Consider the following 16,318-nt stretch of genomic DNA (forward strand, 5'->3'; position numbering starts at 1 on the left):
CGAGGGGCACATAGCCTCTCGTCTTGCGCTAGGATCCATTCCGACCAAATGCGTGCCCTCCCCCTGTTCATTTCCTGTGCTGGCGTTTAATCTCCCGCGCCAAGTAACAGCACTGCGCCATCATCTAGCATTGTTAGGGTGAAGCGGTAGCAGTACGGCCAGGAAAGCCTCTATGCCCTCCACCCCTAATAATGGCGTTCACTTACAGCGTCTGGACCCTGCCCAAATCGATGTGGTGTTGGGCAGCTCACGCGCAGCGCGAACCAACGCACAGAAGCGTAGCAACACCGCATGGTGGTGGGTCGCAGCAGCGGTAGGCATTGCTGGGTGGGGTTTGATGAAGCAAGGCGATGACAGCACCGCACCTCAGGTCACTGCACTTGCACCGCCCGAGCCTGAACCTATTGCTGTAGTGAATACCGCGCTGGCTACGCAGGTCGTTAACCGGGCAACGGTTGTCATTATCAACGCTCCGCCCAAGGCAGCTGTGTCACGCAGCGAACCACCTGCAGAACCTAAAGTGGCCAGTACTGCGCCTCAGGGCATGGTGTCTGCGCAGTATCTGGCTCAATTTAAAGCCAATGCCAGCCGCTCCGCCTCAACCCCGAGCAAATCCTCCCAGGTCATGACGGTCGCCCTGCGTGAATGGGACGGCCCTAACCGTTATGTCGCCAAATGGCGGATTGAACGGGCTGTGATCGATCAGGGCTCAGTGTGTTTCAACTTCCCCGATCAAAGCATTGAACACCGTGAATGCCGCCGTGCCGCACAGCAGTACTTCCGTACCCAATGCAAGGACTGGACACGTCGCGCCGAGAAAGCCCGCGACGCTCAAACCCGTGCAGCACGTGGGCAGTTCTGTGAGGTCGCCCAGATCTTTACGCCCTGATGGCCCGGCATTGCAGCTAACGCCTAAAAGCTGTGCCCAGGCATAAAAAATCCGAAGCCCTATTACAAGGCTTCGGATTTTTTTATGCCCTAACGGCGGGGGGCGTTGCCCCCGCTGCTTAGTGCTTACAGCTGAGGGCCGGCGGCACGGATAGCGTCAGAGACTTCAAACTTCTTGAAGTTTTCAACGAACAGGCCTGCCAGGCCTTTGGCGGCCTCGTCATAGGCCGCTGCATCGGCCCAGGTGGAACGAGGCTTGAGCAGGGCGGTATCGACGCCTGGGACGGCCTTGGGCACGTCCAGGTTGATGATGTCCAAGTGCTCGGTTTCAGCCCCTACCAGCGCGCCGCTTTGAATGGCTGCAATCACGCCACGGGTGGTGGGGATGTTGAAGCGCTTGCCCACACCATAGCCACCACCAGTCCAGCCTGTGTTCACCAGATAGACTTTCGAGCCGAAGGCGCGAATACGCTTGATCAGCAGCTCGGCGTACACGCCTGCCGGACGCGGGAAGAACGGCGCGCCAAAGCAGGTGGAGAAGGTCGACTTGATGCCTGGGCCCGAGCCCATTTCAGTGGAGCCTACCAGCGCGGTGTAGCCCGACAGGAAGTGATAGGCCGCTTGTTCTTCGCTAAGGATAGAAACCGGGGGCAATACGCCCGTCAGGTCGCAGGTGAGGAAGATCACCGCGTTAGGCTCGCCACCCAGGTTCTTGGGGGCGATCTTGTCGATCAGCTCTCGCGGGTAAGCCGCACGGCTGTTCTGGGTCAGGCTGTCATCGGTGTAGTCAGGAAGGCGGGTTTCCGGGTTCAGCACTACGTTTTCAAGCACAGCGCCAAACTGAATGGCTTTCCAGATAACCGGTTCGTTCTTCTCGGTCAGGTCGATGCACTTGGCGTAGCACCCCCCTTCGATGTTGAACACCACACCCTCGCCCCAGCCGTGCTCGTCGTCACCGATCAGGTAACGGCTCTCATCGGCCGACAGGGTGGTTTTACCCGTACCGGACAAGCCGAAGAACAGGGTGACGTCGCCGTCTTCGCCCATGTTGGCAGCGCAGTGCATAGGCAATACGTCGGCTGCCGGCAGCAGGAAGTTTTGTACCGAGAACATGGCCTTCTTCATTTCGCCTGCGTAACGCATACCTGCGATCAGCACTTTTTTCGCGGCGAAATTGATGATGACGCAACCGTCAGAGTTGGTTCCGTCACGCTCTGGTTCACAGACGAACCATGGGGCGTTGAGGATTTCCCACTCTGGTCGAGCGCCGGCATTGTACTGCTCGGGGTTGATGAACAGGCACCGACCGAACAGGTTATGCCAGGCGGTTTCGGTGGTCATCTTCACGGCCAGGTAGTGGCTGGCGTCAGAGCCTACGTGAACATGCGAAACGAAGGCGTCGCGCTCGGCAATGTAGCCGCTGACACGCGTCCACAGCGCGTCGAACTTGTCCGCTGGGAATTTACGGTTAATCGGGCCCCAGGAGATGTCGTCTTGGCTGGACGGCTCTTCTACGATAAAGCGATCTGCGGGCGAACGACCGGTACGGTGACCGGTTTTCACAACCAGCGAGCCATTGGCGGCAAGCTCACCTTCACCGCGACGAATGGCCTCTTCGACCAGTTGAGCGATGCTGATATCGGTATACACGGCGTTTTTGGCTTGCGTCATGAGAATCCCCGTCGGCAACAAGGCCGAGTGCTCCAAACGTTTGTAGTAGAAAATTACACCCTACTACAGCTAAAAAGTGGCCGGATTATGCCTAGAACCAAGGCAAAAGAGTAGCTTCATTGGCTCAAAACGGCGCTATCCCGGCGCTCGTAGCGCGATTTACATTGCTGAATCTGTTCAGTGACGGCTATCTGACGGTGCATCGACCCTGCCACCGGCAAATAGTTGCACGATGTCGGCGATATCAAACAGATGGCGCTCGTTACAAAACTGGCAATCTATCTCCACAGTGCCACCTTGTTCGGCCACCAACGCCAAGGCATCCGGCTCGCCCAGGCTGATGAGTGCCCGCGCTGCGCGTTCACGCGAACAGCTGCAATTGAACACCACCGGTTGAGGGTCGAACAACCGTACGGCTTCGTCATGGTAAAGACGGTGCAGGGTCGTTGGGTTGTCCAGCTCCAGTAACTCTTCGGCACTGAGGGTGCTGGCCAGCGTGATGAGGTGCTCCCATTTGTCTGCGCGCTCCTGCGGGTCGCGCTGCTGCTCCACGGGCAGTTGCTGAAGGAGCATGCCGCGTGCACGCGTGCCATCGGCCTCCAGCCAAAACCGCGTGCCCAGTTGCTCCGAAAGCGCGAAGTAATTGGAGAAGCACTGCGCCAGGTTCTCCCCGTCCAGGGCAACGATGCCCTGATAACGCTGGCCCTGGGTAGGGTCGACGGTCATTGCCAGGATGCCATTCGGCATAAGGGCCGCGAGGGTGTTTTGGTTGCCTAGCGCCTTCTCGTCGTAACGCGCCAGCCCGCGGACCTCCAGCGTATTGGAGCACTCGACCATCAATAGTGGGATCGGGCCTTCGGAGCGAGCCTGAAGGATCAGCAGCCCCTCGAATTTGAGCGTACCGGCCAGCAACGCTGCAGCCGCCATGAACTCACCCAACAAGGTTGCAACCGGCTGGGGGTATGCGTGCTTGGCCAGCAGTTGGGCATAGCTGTGCTCCAACGAGATCATCTCTCCCCGCACGTCGGCGTCGTCGAAGATGAAACGTTGGGTGAAATCGTTGTTAAGCAAATCGTGCATAGGTTCGGCTATCACAGAAAGATGACAAAATATGTATGGGCGTTATCTAACCGCCACTTCTCTGCACCCAGGAGTGCATCGGACGTTGCTTGACTGAGGTATCTATGAACAAACCGGCGTTATTCCGGGCAAGCTGGAATCTGCGCGGGCTGGCCCTGTGCAATATTGTTGCGATTGCATTGTTATGCATGTGGTTATGGCCGACCGGCCACGCGGCGTTTACCGCGTTCGATGAAGCGCTATTTGCCTTGCTCAACCAGCCACTGGCAACCAATACCGGTTGGCGCTACTTATGGACTGCGGGCAGTCTACGGCCGTTCGACGCGTTGGTCGGGCTTATTCTACTGCTGCTGCTGATTCGCGGCGACTGGGTTTTCAACGCGGCGCAGGTTCGTCAGGCCTTTTGGGGGTTCACCGCCACGCTTTTACTCTTGCTGGTGATCCGCGCGCTGTTTTCGAAGCTGTGCGATACCGCAGGCTGGCAACACGACAGCCCTACCTTGATGCTGCCCAGCGCCGTTCACCTGAGCGACTGGTACCCACATCTGGAAAAGCGGTGGGAGCTTAAAGACCAATCCAGTGCGAGCTTCCCGGGCGACCATGCGTCGGTATTGCTTATCTGGGCGCTGTATATGAGCTTCTCTTGCCGCCGTGCCGGGCAATGGCTGGTGGTGTGGGCACTGACGCTGCTGTTCATGATGCCACGCCTCGTGGCAGGCGCTCACTGGGGCCAGGACGACTACATTGGGGGCATGATCATGGCGCTTCTCGCCCTTGGCTGGTCCTGCCATACGCCGTTTCTGGCCTATACCAGCTCATGGCTAACTCAAACCACAGCGCCTGTATTTCGGCTATTTGGCCAAGTACCGGGCGTGCGCCGCTTGAGCATCGTGAGCCAGTGAGGGCTCAGCGCCACGGCCCACGCCGTTGCGCCCACACGCGTTGATGCGTAGTAACGTCATCAGTCGCCATCGCCGGAGCGGAACGTAAACAATTGCCGGCGCTGCTTCTTGGTAGGCTTGCCGTCCGAGCTGACACCCAGGGCGCCCGCCTTGCGCAACGCCGCCGCCTGCTCCCGGCGCACTAGGCTTTCGGGGGTCTCTGCATAGAGCAGTTGAGCCTCCGGTGCGCCGCGGCGCACATCCGACAGCGCCGTCACCACAACGGTACGCTCGTCAAATCCCGTGCGCAGTTGGTATTCATCGCCCACCTTTGGCTCCTTGCCTGGCTTGCATCGCTCGCCACGGCAATGAACCTTGCCACTCTCAATAGCAGCCTTGGCCAGTGCACGCGTCTTGTAAAACCGTGCAGCCCATAGCCATTTGTCCAACCGGACCTTTTCACCGTGTTCGGGGTGTTGTGCCACTGCCTGACCTCATTTCGAAACATATATCCACTCTACTACCGTGGCGTACGGATGCAACGCGCGCGCGCTTTGTTTACAGTGCGGCAACGGCTGATCGCGCAGCTATCAAAACCAAGCGCAATTAAGCCAACGGCGTGGTCTATGCACAGGCCGCACAGGCGGGGGTGGCCCTATCCCCTGCGGCGCACGCTTCCGTACGGCTGACTATTCGAGCATTTTCTTGAAGACTTTCGACCACCTTACTGTCATTGGCTTGCGCGAGTGGATCGCTCTTCCAGAATTAGGCGTGGCGGGTTTACGCGCCAAGATCGATACGGGCGCCAGTACCTCTAGCCTGCATGCCACGGAAATCGTACGCTTCGAGCGTAACGGCGAGCCTTGGGTACGCTTCAATGCGCACTTAGGCTCAGTGGTTCAGCTTAGGCACCGTCGTTGTGAGGCGCCGCTGGTTACCATGAAAACCGTGCGCAGCTCCAATGGCCATGCTCAAATTCGCTATGTCATCCGCACGTTGCTCGCCTTGGGCGATCGGGTATGGCAGGTGGAATTCACCCTGGCGTGCCGCAAGGCGATGCGTTATCGCCTGCTGCTCGGCTCCAAGGCATTGATTGACGGCCAACTGGTGGTTAATCCTGGCCAAACCTACGTTCAAGAAAAACCTCTCTCTCCGGCCTCTCTTTCCGCTCTCCCAGGTGCTCAATGAAAATCGCTGTGCTATCGCGCAACCCGCGCCTGTATTCCACCCGCAGGCTCGTCGAGGCCGGCACTGAGCGTGGCCACGAGATGGTAGTGGTGGATACGCTTCGTGCCTACATGAACATCGCCAGTCACAAGCCACAGATCCACTATCGCGGTAAGCCCCTGGAAGGCTTCGATGCGGTCATTCCACGCATCGGTGCATCTGTTACCTTCTATGGCTGCGCCGTTTTGCGGCAGTTCGAGATGATGGGCGTCTGCCCCCTTAACGAATCCGTGGCAATTGCCCGGTCAAGGGATAAGTTGCGCTCCCTACAGCTGCTGTCGCGAAAGGGCGTTGGCTTACCGGTAACAGGCTTCGCGCATTCCCCGGACGATATTCCAGACCTCATCAGCATGGTCAACGGCGCACCGTTAGTTATCAAGGTACTGGAAGGCACGCAGGGCATCGGCGTAGTGCTGTGCGAGACCACCAAAGCGGCGGAGTCAGTGATCGAGGCGTTCATGGGCCTCAAGCAAAACATCATGGTGCAGGAATACATCAAGGAAGCCGGCGGCGCGGACATTCGCTGTTTCGTGGTAGGTGATCGGGTGATCGCCTCAATGAAGCGTCAGGCCAAGCCAGGGGAGTTTCGCTCCAACCTGCACCGCGGCGGCACCGCCAGCTTGATCAAGATCACGCCCGAGGAGCGGATGACGGCCATACGCGCCGCCAAAGTCATGGGTTTGAGCGTGGCAGGCGTGGATATCTTGAGGTCTAACCACGGCCCTCTGGTGATGGAAGTGAACTCCTCGCCAGGCCTTGAGGGGATTGAGTCCACGACGGGCAAGAACGTGGCCCATATGATCATTGAGCACTTGGAGAAAAACAGCGGCCCTAACCTCACCCGCACCAAAGGCAAGGGTTGAGGCTGGGGCCGCCCGTACTCGGTGGTTGGCGGCCTAAACGGCGTCCCTGGGCAACATCAGGTTCAGGGGCAAACGCACTCTCGCCTCCAGCCCGCCGCCGGCACGATTACGCAGCTCCACGTTGCCGCCATGCATTGAAGCAATCCGCTTGACGATGGCAAGGCCCAGCCCGGTACCCTTGCTACGCGCGCGGCCCCCACGGGTAAACGGATTGAAAATACCTTCGAACTCTTCAGGCTCGATGCCTTCGCCCCTGTCCAGCACGCTCAGCACCACGTAGGGCGCACTGGAGTCGCCTGAAACAAATGCTGCGACCTCTACGCCGGTTCCAGCGTGATAAAGCGCGTTTCCGATAAGGTTATTAAGCAGTCGCTTGATGGAAACCCGCCGCAGCGGGAACGGTGTAATCGGCTCCAGGCATAGCCTCACGCGCTGCTCTGGCTGATTGAACGGCGCGACGACCTCTTGCACCAGGGCGCCCAGGTCTGCCTCTTCTACGGCTTCGTCACGGCCGTCACGGATGAAGGCCATGAACTGATCCAGGATGGCGTCCATGTCTTCGATGTCCCGGACCATTTCCTCGGCAAACTCGTTATCGCTGTTCATCAAATCGAGCGATAGCCTTAGCCGGGTGAGCGGAGTCCGCAGGTCATGAGAAACCCCTGCCAGCATCAATTCCCGCTCTCGGCCCGCTTGCTCGACATCCTCTGCCATCTGGTTGAAAGCGCTATACACCTCAGTCATTTCGCTGGGCGTATCGCTGATGGGCAGCCTTATGCTGCGGCCTTGGCCAAGCTGGCGCGCCGCAAATACCAAATGCTTGAGGGGCTGGCTGAGCTGCCGCACGAAAATCCACGCCGAGGCTGTGGATAACAGACCGATCGCAAGGAACCACCCCAGCACACTCCAGATTTTCTGGCCTCGCAGAGGGTGGGGGTAAAGGGGAACCTTCAACCAATCCGGACCAACGCTTGGGGCCCGTACCCACAGGGCAGGAGGCGCATGAACACGCAGCCGCACCTCAGTGTCCTCGCCTAGCTCTGCCTGCATCTGGCGCTGGTAGATTTCGCTATACGGCCAGTGTTGCTCGCCTTCTGGCACCGCCTCGCCCGTGACCCGGTGCAAGCCGGCGGCTTCTGCGATTTTTGCCTGATTGCTTTCGTCGGCCGACCAGTAGGCACGCAAGGTCAAGGCCACACCGTGGCTGTACTGGCGATCTACCAGCACATCTTCGTTCATAAGCAGGTATACCAAGGTCAATGCCTTGGAAAACAACACGACTATCAGCACAAGCCATAAGGTGCGAGCGAAGAAGCTCTGCGGAAACCATAGTGGTGTTTTCATAGAGCCCAGTGCTCCTCGGAGTGATGCGCCGAGTGCCCCGGCATTACAAAATAACAGGCAGGTGTAGATCTGGCCCGCCTCGGCCCCCGTATTCTTTTAATAGGAATAGGGTGTACCGAAGCTTTGCCATACGCGATGACTGCCAAAAAGGCGTGCGTCACTTGCCAGCGTTGCCGTCTGGCACAAAAACGTACCCTACGCCCCATACAGTTTGGATGTACCTCGGTTTGGAAGGGTCTGGCTCTATCAAGCGCCGCAATCGGGAAATCTGTACATCGATAGAACGCTCCAACGCATCCCATTCCCGACCTCTGGCGAGGTTCATGAGCTTGTCGCGGGTCAGCGGCTCACGGGCATGAGTAACAAGCGCCTTGAGTACGGCAAATTCACCCGTTGTGAGCATGTGTACTTCATCGCCGCGCGTCAGTTCACGGGTAGCGAGGGACAACGCATAATCCCCGAACGACACGGTGGAATCGCTGGATGCAGGGGCACCCGGTACGGGGGTAGCCTGACGGCGAAGCACTGCCTTGACACGCGCCGCGAGTTCATCGGGGTTGAAGGGCTTGGCCAGGTAATCGTCTGCACCAAGCTCCAGCCCCTTGATACGGCTCAGCTCATCGCCCTTGGCAGTGAGCATGATGATAGGAATCTGGTTGTCAGCGGCCCGCAGCCGCCGGCAAGCGGAAAGGCCGTCTTCGCCTGGGAGCATGAGATCAAGTACCACCAGGTTGAAAACCTCGCGGGCAAGCAGGCGATCCATTTGCTCGACATCCCTTACGGCCCGGGCTCTGTAACCCTTGCTGACGAAGAAGCGCTCCAGCAGGCTGCTCAGGCCGGGGTCGTCATCCACGATGAGGATTTTTTCGCCTTCGCTGTTTGGGGCGGTGCTGCTCATGAATAACTCCTTTGCTGTCGGTGCGCATTATGTCGCAGCCGCCGGGTATAAGTGTTCTACGCATTGTTAGCAGATTTTTCCTCGCGGCGTGGAAGCCTTCGCGGATTTGTCCGGCGGGGCCCCTTGCCACGTTTCGCTGGTTATAATGCGACGCTTTTAGGCCGGCAAATGCCCGGTCAGGTTTGCCCCCGTCAACAAGGGGCCGAGGCATTACAGTATTCAGGTGGGTTTAATGGAAAGCATCAACAGCCGCATCGCCGAAGAACTGGGCGTGCGCCCCCAACAGGTCGCGGCGGCGGTAGCCTTGCTCGACGAAGGCTCAACCGTACCGTTCATCGCCCGGTACCGCAAAGAAGTCACCGGCAGCCTGGACGATACCCAACTGCGCCACCTCGAAGAGCGCCTGCGTTACCTGCGAGAACTGGACGAGCGCCGTGCCAGCATTCTGGCTAGCATCCAGGAGCAAGGCAAACTCACGCCTGAGCTCACGCGGGACATCAACCTCGCCGACACCAAGACCCGCCTCGAAGACCTTTACCTGCCCTATAAGCAAAAGCGCCGCACGAAAGGCCAGATTGCGCTGGAAGCAGGGCTCGGCGAACTCGCCGATGCGGTAATGGCCGACCCGATGCTAACGCCAGAGACTGAAGCAGCCCGTTTCATTGACAGCGATAAAGGCTACCCGGACACCCGTGCGGTGCTGGAAGGCGCCAAATACATCCTCATGGAGCGGTTCGCGGAAGACGCAGGCCTTCTGGGCAAGCTGCGCGGTTTTCTGGGTGAGCAGGCCACCCTTGCCGCCCGCGTGGTGCCTGGCAAGGAAGAAGAAGGCGCCAAGTTTCGGGATTACTTCGAACACGACGAGCCATTCAAGAGCGTGCCTTCACACCGCGCACTGGCTATTTTCCGCGGGCGCAACGAAGGCGTATTAAGTGCTGCGCTCAAGGTAGGCGAGGAGTTGCCCGGCACGCTGCACCCTTGTGAGGTGATGGTCACCGAGCATTTCAGCCTGAAAAACCAGAACCGCCCTGCTGACAAATGGTTAGGCGAAGTAGTGCGATGGACGTGGAAGGTCAAACTCTACACGTCGCTTGAAAACGACCTGTTGGGCGAGCTGCGCGAGCAGGCCGAAGCTGAGGCCATCAACGTATTCGCTCACAACCTCCATGACTTGCTTCTGGCCGCCCCGGCCGGCCCACGTGCGACTCTCGGCCTGGACCCAGGCCTGCGCACGGGCTGCAAGGTCGCCGTCGTCGATGCCACGGGCAAGCTGCTGGAAACCGCCACTGTTTACCCGCACGTACCCAAAAACCAGTGGGATCAAACCCTGGCGGTACTGGGCACGCTCTGCGCTCGCCATCAGGTGGACTTGATCGCCATTGGTAATGGCACCGCCAGCCGCGAGACCGATAAACTGGCCGCCGAGCTGATCAAAAAATACCCAACGCTTAATTTGACCAAAGTGATGGTAAGCGAAGCCGGGGCCTCGGTCTATTCCGCCTCGGAGCTCGCGGCACGGGAATTCCCCGAGCTGGACGTTTCACTCAGGGGCGCCGTGTCCATTGCCCGGCGCTTGCAGGATCCACTCGCCGAGCTGGTCAAGATCGATCCCAAATCCATTGGCGTAGGCCAATACCAACACGATGTATCCCAGCTCAAGTTGGCCAGAGGGCTGGATGCTGTGGTGGAAGACTGCGTGAACGCGGTAGGGGTCGATGTAAACACCGCGTCCGTTGCGCTGCTGGCCCGTATCTCCGGGCTAAACACCACCCTGGCCCAGAACATCGTGGCGCACCGTGATGCCAACGGGGCCTTCCGGGCCCGCACCGAACTCAAGAAGGTGAGCCGCCTGGGTGAAAAAACCTTCGAGCAAGCGGCTGGCTTCTTGCGTGTCATGAAGGGTGACAACCCACTGGATGCTTCTGCGGTACACCCTGAGGCCTACCCGCTGGTACAACGCATCGCCGCCCAGACCGACCGGGACATCCGTTCACTGATCGGCGACAGCGCCTTTCTGCGACGGTTGGCACCCGAGCGGTATACCGATGAAACTTTCGGGCTGCCTACCGTCACCGATATCCTCAAGGAGCTCGACAAGCCAGGGCGCGACCCCCGCCCTGAATTCAAGACCGCCGCCTTCCAGGACGGCGTTGAAGAACTCAAAGACCTCCAACTGGGCATGGTGCTTGAGGGCGTAGTCACCAACGTGACCAACTTCGGTGCGTTCGTCGACATCGGCGTCCATCAAGACGGGTTGGTCCACATTTCGGCGCTCTCGGAAAAGTTCGTCAAAGACCCTCGCGAGGCGGTAAAAGCTGGGGATGTGGTCAAGGTCAAGGTCATGGAGGTCGACATTCCGCGTAAGCGTATTGCCTTGTCCATGCGCATGGGGGATACGCCTGGGGAAAAAACAGAAGGTAACCGAGGCGGGGCGCGCCAGGGGGGTAATCGCCCGGCTGCTGCGCCCAAGGCTCGTGACGCCACCCCGGCCGCGCCGGCCAATGGCGCCATGGCCAGCGTGTTCGCCAATGCTAAACAATTGAAGAAGCGCTGATGGACATCCCCGAAGGCTTGGTCCATAGCGCGTTCAGCCAGTTGCTGGGCTGCGAAGTCATTCGCCTCGAAACAGGCATTGCCGAGGTATCGCTTTCGCTTGCGCCTGAACTGCGCAATCGCGGTGGCGTACTGCACGGGGGCGCCTTGTTCAGCCTGATCGATATCACCATGGGCCTGGCTTGCTCCACGTCACATGGTTTCGACCAGCGAAGCGCTACGCTGGAGTGCAAGATCAACTACGTAAGGCCTGTCATTGAAGGCGCGGTACATTGCATTGCAACTGTGCTGCATCCTGGCCGTCGTACCCTAGTGGTCGAGGCAGAAGTGCTACAAGCAGGCAAGCTAATGGCCAAGGCGCAAGGTACCTTCGTCACTCTATAGCCCAAGGGCTTGAACTGGGGTAAGTTCGCCTAGTAGAGGCAATGCCGAATGGTAACTCAACCAGGCCCTTATTCAGGGCCCATGAAGATTGGGCACCCGCTTCGACCTTGCAGAACGTCAAGCCCATCCCCATATCGGGGCGATCGACGCGTAAGGACATCAACTTGAGCGAACTTTTTCACCGCCGCCTGCAACTGCTGGGCGAGCCTGCCAACCTGCCCCTGCTCAAGCAGTGCCTGCACGGTATTGAGCGTGAATGCCTGCGCGTAACCCATGATGGGCGGCTGTCACAAACGCCTCACCCTGAAGCCTTGGGCTCGGCCCTGACGCATGAGCAGATCACCACTGACTACTCAGAGGCACTGGTCGAATTCATCACGCCTGCGCTGGCAGACCCGGCGCAGACACTTGAACGCCTGGATACCATTCATCGCTTCGCCTATACGGCACTCGGCGACGAACTGCTGTGGGCACCGTCCATGCCCTGCCCTCTGCCAGAGGAAGCCGATATCCCTATTGCCTGGTACGGCACTTCGAACATTGGTCGGCTAAAGCATGTGTATCGAAAGGGCCTCGCGGTTCGCTACGGCCGGACCATGCAGTGCATCGCAGGCATCCACTACAACTTCTCCGTGCCTGATGCCCTTTGGCCATTGCTGAAAGCCGAAGAAGGCGCTCAAGGGGACGACAGGGATTACCAATCGGCCGCCTACATCGGAATGCTGCGTAATTTCCGCCGTTACAGCTGGCTGCTGATGTACCTGTTCGGAGCGTCCCCCGCGCTGGATGCCGGTTTCCTAAGAGGCCGTCCCCATCTCCTGGAGACCCTCGGCGCCTCGACGCTGTACCTGCCGTATGCCACCAGCCTGCGCATGAGCGACCTGGGTTATCAAAACAACGCTCAGGCAGGCCTGACACCCTGCTACAACGACCTGTACAGCTACACCGAGAGCCTGCGTAAGGCTGTGGCCACGCCGTATCAGCTTTATGTGGACATCGGCACGCAGAAGGACGGCGAGTGGGTTCAGCTCAACACCAATGTGCTGCAGATTGAAAACGAGTACTACTCCAGCATCCGCCCCAAGCGCGTCACCCGTACTGGCGAGCGGCCAATCCAGGCCTTGATCAGCCGCGGCGTGCAGTACGTCGAGGCGCGTTGCCTGGACATCAACCCGTTCCTGCCTACAGGTATTGACCTGCCACAGGCGCGTTTCATGGACGCCTTCCTGTTGTACTGCGCGCTGGAAGAAAGCCCCTTGCTGGAAAACGCTGAATGCACTGCATGCACCGATAACTTCCAGAAAGTGGTTAAAGAAGGGCGACGCCCTGGCCTGGAACTGGACCGCAGCGGCCAGAGGGTCACGTTGCGCCAGTGGGCAGATGACTTGCTCACGGCCATTGCGCCTTTGGCGAGCCTGCTCGACCACAGCCATGACCTTGAGGAACATGTCAATGCCATTAACCTCCAACGTGCAAAAGTCGCAGACCCTTCCCTCACCCCTTCTGCTCAGGTATTGGCCGACATGAGCGAGAACAAAGAGAGCTTTTCTGATTTCTCTCTGCGTCAAAGCCAAGCGCATGCGGACTACTTCAAAGACACGCCGTTGCCAGCACATGAGCACGAAGCGTTCGAAACGATGGCGCGTGAATCCCTGACCAAGCAGCGCGAACTGGAACAAACAGAGGTAGGTGAATTCGATGTGTTCGTAGCCGCCTACCAGGCCAGCATCCTGGGCATCAGCCAGTAGGGCGCAACTCGTCAGCTTCGCTGACGCCTACAAGAGTGAGCGACATGGCTCTTGTAGGAGCGAGCGACAGCTTGCGAACAAGGTTCCAGAGCGCCACTGTGGATAAAGTGCACACGCCTACAGGGTCTTCTCGAAGATCTTCGAGTTGCGCTGGTAGTTGTACAACGAGGCGCGAGCCGAAGGCAGGCGCTCTACACCACTGGGGCTGAAGCCTCGCTCGCGGAACCAGTGCGCAGTACGCGTGGTGAGGACAAAAAGGGTTTTCAGGCCTTGCTCGCGCGCACGTGCTTCTATACGTTCGAGGAGTTCGTCCCCTCGGCCCCCGTGGCGGTACTCCGGATTCACCGCCAGGCACGCTAATTCAGCGCAGTCCGAGTTGGCGATGGGGTACAGCGCGGCGCAGGCGATAATCATGCCCTCACGCTCTACTACGCTGAACTGCTCGATTTCACGCTCCAGCACCTCACGAGAGCGGCGCACCAGAATACCTTGCTCTTCAAGCGGACTGATCAGCTCGATCAATCCGCCCACGTCATCGATATTGGCCTCGCGCACCTGCTCGAACTGCTCCTGCGCCACCAAGGTGCCGCCTCCGTTGCGGGTGAACAGCTCGGTAAGCAGCGCGCCGTTCTCGGCATAACTGACGATATGGCTGCGCGCAACACCCCCCCGGCACGCCTCAGCCGCTGCGTCGAGTAATTCAGCTTGATAGTCGTTACCCAGGCGCGCCAAGTGGCTCGGCACCTGCTGTGGCCTCAACTCACGTACCAACTGGCCGTGTGCGTCCAGCAGCCCAGGCTCGGCACCGAACAGCAGCAGCTTGTCTGCACCCAAGTCGATGGCGGCACGGGTAGCGACGTCCTCACACGCCAGGTTGAAGATTTCACCCGTAGGCGAATAGCCCACCGGCGATAGCAAGACGATTGTGCGCTCGTCCAGCAAGCGGTTAATGCCCTTGCGGTCGATGCGCCGCACCTCGCCCGTATGGTGGTAATCCACGCCCTCCACCACCCCGATCGGGCGAGCCGTTACCAGGTTGCCACTGGCTACCCGCAGGCGAGCGCCCTGCATGGGCGACGAGGCCATGTCCATGGACAACCGTGCTTCGATAGCCACACGTAGAGAACCTACGGCATCGATAACGCATTCCAGGGTGGCGCCGTCGGTGATGCGCATCCCACGGTGATAGTGGGGCTCCAGCCCTCGAGCAGCGAGGCGGGTTTCAATCTGCGGCCGGGAGCCATGAACCAGCACCAGGCGTACACCCAGGCTGTGCAAAAGCACCAAGTCGTGAACGATATTGCCGAAGTTGGGGTGTTCGATTCCGTCGCCGGGCAGCATCACGATGAACGTGCAGTCCCGGTGGGCGTTGATATAGGGGGACGCGTGGCGAAGCCAATTGACATATTCGGGCATAAAACGAGCCTGTACGGATTATTAGGAGGGCGCGAGGGTGTAACGCGAGAACGGTTATCGTCGTAACTGGCCTGGCAACACGCGCACCTCTCCTTCTTCCATACCGTCGCCGGGGCCAATGCCCGGTTTCGTTGCTCAATCAAGCCTGGCCATGGGCAGGCGTCAGGCAATAATACTCAATAAAGTCTTGTAGCAGACGTATCGTAGGGTTCAATCGTGACATTTCAAGGTGCTCACCCGGCTGGTGGGCGCAGGCGATATCCCCTGGCCCCAGCACCAAGGTCTGGCAGCCGAGTTGCTGAAGATACGGCGCCTCGGTGCCAAATGCCACTGCTTCGGCGCGATGCCCCGTGAGTTTTTCAGCAACCCGCACCAGCTCGCTACCTTCAGGCTCTTCGAACGATGGGGCACTGTCGAACAGCGGCCCGTAGTCGATGGTTACCTGGTGACGCTCCGCCACAGGCCGCAGCCTTTCCTGAATAGCCTGGCGAAGGGTAATCGGGTCCATGCCCGGCAAGGGCCGCAAGTCGAACTCCAGGGAGCATTGCCCGCAAATCCTGTTGGGGTTATCGCCGCCGTGAATACAGCCGAGGTTCAAGGTAGGCTGGGGGACGCTGAACTGGGGATTGTGATAGCGCTGTTGCAACTCGCCCCTCAAGCCGATCAGCGCGCCCATGGCGTCGTGCATGGCGTCGAGGGCATTGTTCCCAAGGCTGGGGTCGGAAGAATGCCCGCTGCGGCCTAAAATATCGATGCGCTCCATCATTACCCCTTTGTGCAGGCGAATCGGCCGCAGGCCAGTGGGCTCACCGATCAACGCGGCCCGCCCGAGCGGCGCGCCTTGCGCGGCCAACGCCTTAGCCCCTGCCATGGAGCTTTCTTCATCGCAGGTGGCCAGGATCATTAAGGGTTGCCGGAAAGGCTGGCTCAATAGGGGTAATACGGCCTCGATCACGAGCGCAAAGAACCCTTTCATGTCACAGCTTCCCAGGCCTATCCACCGGCCGTCCGCTTCGGTGAGCCTTAGGGGGTCGGTTTTCCACAGCGGCTCATCGAAGGGAACCGTGTCGCTATGCCCTGCCAATACCAACCCGCCAGGCCCGCTCCCATAGGTGGCCAACAGGTTGAATTTGCCAGGTGATACCTGGCGTATGTCGCAGCTGAACCCCAGGGTAGTGAGCCAGTCAGCCAAGAGGTCGATTACAGGGCCATTGCTCTGATCCAGGTTGGCCTGGGTGCAACTGACCGACGGCGTGGCAATCAATGAGGCAAAGCGTTCTTTGAGTGAAAGCATGGACATCGGTGACTACCTGCGTGGTGGCTGACAGCCAAGGTGACGGATCGGAACCGGCGCACGGCGCTTGA

14 protein-coding genes are annotated in these 16,318 nt (G+C 59.3%); 7 read left to right on the forward strand and 7 right to left on the reverse strand.

Annotated elements, in window-relative coordinates:
* The first annotated feature begins 172 nt into the window (after nucleotides 1–172).
* Complete coding sequence (locus AC4LE2_RS20095; protein ID WP_491827777.1) at nucleotides 173–889, forward strand: hypothetical protein; 717 nt, start codon at nucleotides 173–175, stop codon at nucleotides 887–889.
* 125 nt (nucleotides 890–1,014) lie between these two features.
* On the opposite strand, the gene AC4LE2_RS20100 is transcribed toward AC4LE2_RS20095, so the two are convergent.
* Entirely contained in the window at nucleotides 1,015–2,559 is a 1,545-nt protein-coding gene (locus tag AC4LE2_RS20100; RefSeq protein WP_491827779.1) for a phosphoenolpyruvate carboxykinase, read from the reverse strand.
* Between the two features lie 177 nt (nucleotides 2,560–2,736).
* Nucleotides 2,737–3,639, reverse strand: coding sequence for an Hsp33 family molecular chaperone HslO (gene hslO, locus AC4LE2_RS20105; protein ID WP_491827780.1), 903 nt, complete (start codon nucleotides 3,637–3,639; stop codon nucleotides 2,737–2,739).
* Between the two features lie 104 nt (nucleotides 3,640–3,743).
* Between hslO and AC4LE2_RS20110 the strand changes: the two genes are divergently transcribed.
* Nucleotides 3,744–4,541, forward strand: coding sequence for a phosphatase PAP2 family protein (locus AC4LE2_RS20110; RefSeq protein WP_491827782.1), 798 nt, complete (start codon nucleotides 3,744–3,746; stop codon nucleotides 4,539–4,541).
* Between the two features lie 59 nt (nucleotides 4,542–4,600).
* On the opposite strand, the gene AC4LE2_RS20115 is transcribed toward AC4LE2_RS20110, so the two are convergent.
* Nucleotides 4,601–5,005 (reverse strand): RNA-binding S4 domain-containing protein, encoded by a 405-nt coding sequence (locus AC4LE2_RS20115; RefSeq protein ID WP_491827784.1) that lies wholly within the window; start codon nucleotides 5,003–5,005, stop codon nucleotides 4,601–4,603.
* Nucleotides 5,006–5,225: 220 nt separating this feature from the next.
* On the opposite strand from AC4LE2_RS20115, the gene rimB reads away from it, so the two are divergent.
* On the forward strand, nucleotides 5,226–5,708 hold the full coding sequence (rimB, locus tag AC4LE2_RS20120; protein ID WP_491827786.1) for a retropepsin-like aspartic endopeptidase RimB: 483 nt from the start codon (nucleotides 5,226–5,228) through the stop codon (nucleotides 5,706–5,708).
* Nucleotides 5,705–6,610: a 30S ribosomal protein S6--L-glutamate ligase gene (gene rimK, locus AC4LE2_RS20125; RefSeq protein WP_491827788.1), complete on the forward strand. Its 906-nt coding sequence runs from the start codon at nucleotides 5,705–5,707 to the stop codon at nucleotides 6,608–6,610. Before rimB ends, rimK begins: the two co-directional genes overlap by 4 nt.
* A 33-nt stretch (nucleotides 6,611–6,643) precedes the next feature.
* Here rimK and AC4LE2_RS20130 read toward each other — a convergent pair whose 3' ends face one another.
* Both AC4LE2_RS20130 and ompR read right to left on the reverse strand, forming a co-directional pair.
* Entirely contained in the window at nucleotides 6,644–7,954 is a 1,311-nt protein-coding gene (locus AC4LE2_RS20130) for an ATP-binding protein (protein WP_491827789.1), read from the reverse strand.
* Between the two features lie 157 nt (nucleotides 7,955–8,111).
* Nucleotides 8,112–8,852, reverse strand: coding sequence for an osmolarity response regulator transcription factor OmpR (gene ompR, locus AC4LE2_RS20135; protein WP_491827791.1), 741 nt, complete (start codon nucleotides 8,850–8,852; stop codon nucleotides 8,112–8,114).
* Between the two features lie 232 nt (nucleotides 8,853–9,084).
* Here ompR and AC4LE2_RS20140 point away from each other — a divergent pair, with 232 nt between their 5' ends.
* From AC4LE2_RS20140 to gshA, 3 genes are all read left to right on the forward strand, one after another.
* On the forward strand, nucleotides 9,085–11,406 hold the full coding sequence (locus AC4LE2_RS20140; RefSeq protein WP_491827793.1) for a Tex family protein: 2,322 nt from the start codon (nucleotides 9,085–9,087) through the stop codon (nucleotides 11,404–11,406).
* Nucleotides 11,406–11,789: a PaaI family thioesterase gene (locus AC4LE2_RS20145; protein ID WP_491827795.1), complete on the forward strand. Its 384-nt coding sequence runs from the start codon at nucleotides 11,406–11,408 to the stop codon at nucleotides 11,787–11,789. The genes AC4LE2_RS20140 and AC4LE2_RS20145 overlap by 1 nt, the downstream gene beginning before the upstream one ends.
* Nucleotides 11,790–11,953: 164 nt before the next feature.
* Nucleotides 11,954–13,537: a glutamate--cysteine ligase gene (gshA, locus tag AC4LE2_RS20150; RefSeq protein ID WP_491827797.1), complete on the forward strand. Its 1,584-nt coding sequence runs from the start codon at nucleotides 11,954–11,956 to the stop codon at nucleotides 13,535–13,537.
* 117 nt (nucleotides 13,538–13,654) lie between these two features.
* Here the strand turns inward: gshA and argA are convergent, their stop codons facing one another.
* Together argA and argE are read right to left on the reverse strand one after the other, a co-directional pair.
* The gene (gene argA, locus AC4LE2_RS20155) at nucleotides 13,655–14,953 is read right to left on the reverse strand and encodes an amino-acid N-acetyltransferase (protein ID WP_491827798.1); all 1,299 of its coding nucleotides are present in this window, start codon (nucleotides 14,951–14,953) and stop codon (nucleotides 13,655–13,657) included.
* 139 nt (nucleotides 14,954–15,092) lie between these two features.
* Nucleotides 15,093–16,253, reverse strand: a complete 1,161-nt coding sequence (gene argE / locus AC4LE2_RS20160; RefSeq protein WP_491827800.1) for an acetylornithine deacetylase — start codon at nucleotides 16,251–16,253, stop codon at nucleotides 15,093–15,095.
* Between the last annotated feature and the right edge of the window lie 65 nt (nucleotides 16,254–16,318).

The organism is Pseudomonas sp. 9.3L (assembly GCF_058536285.1).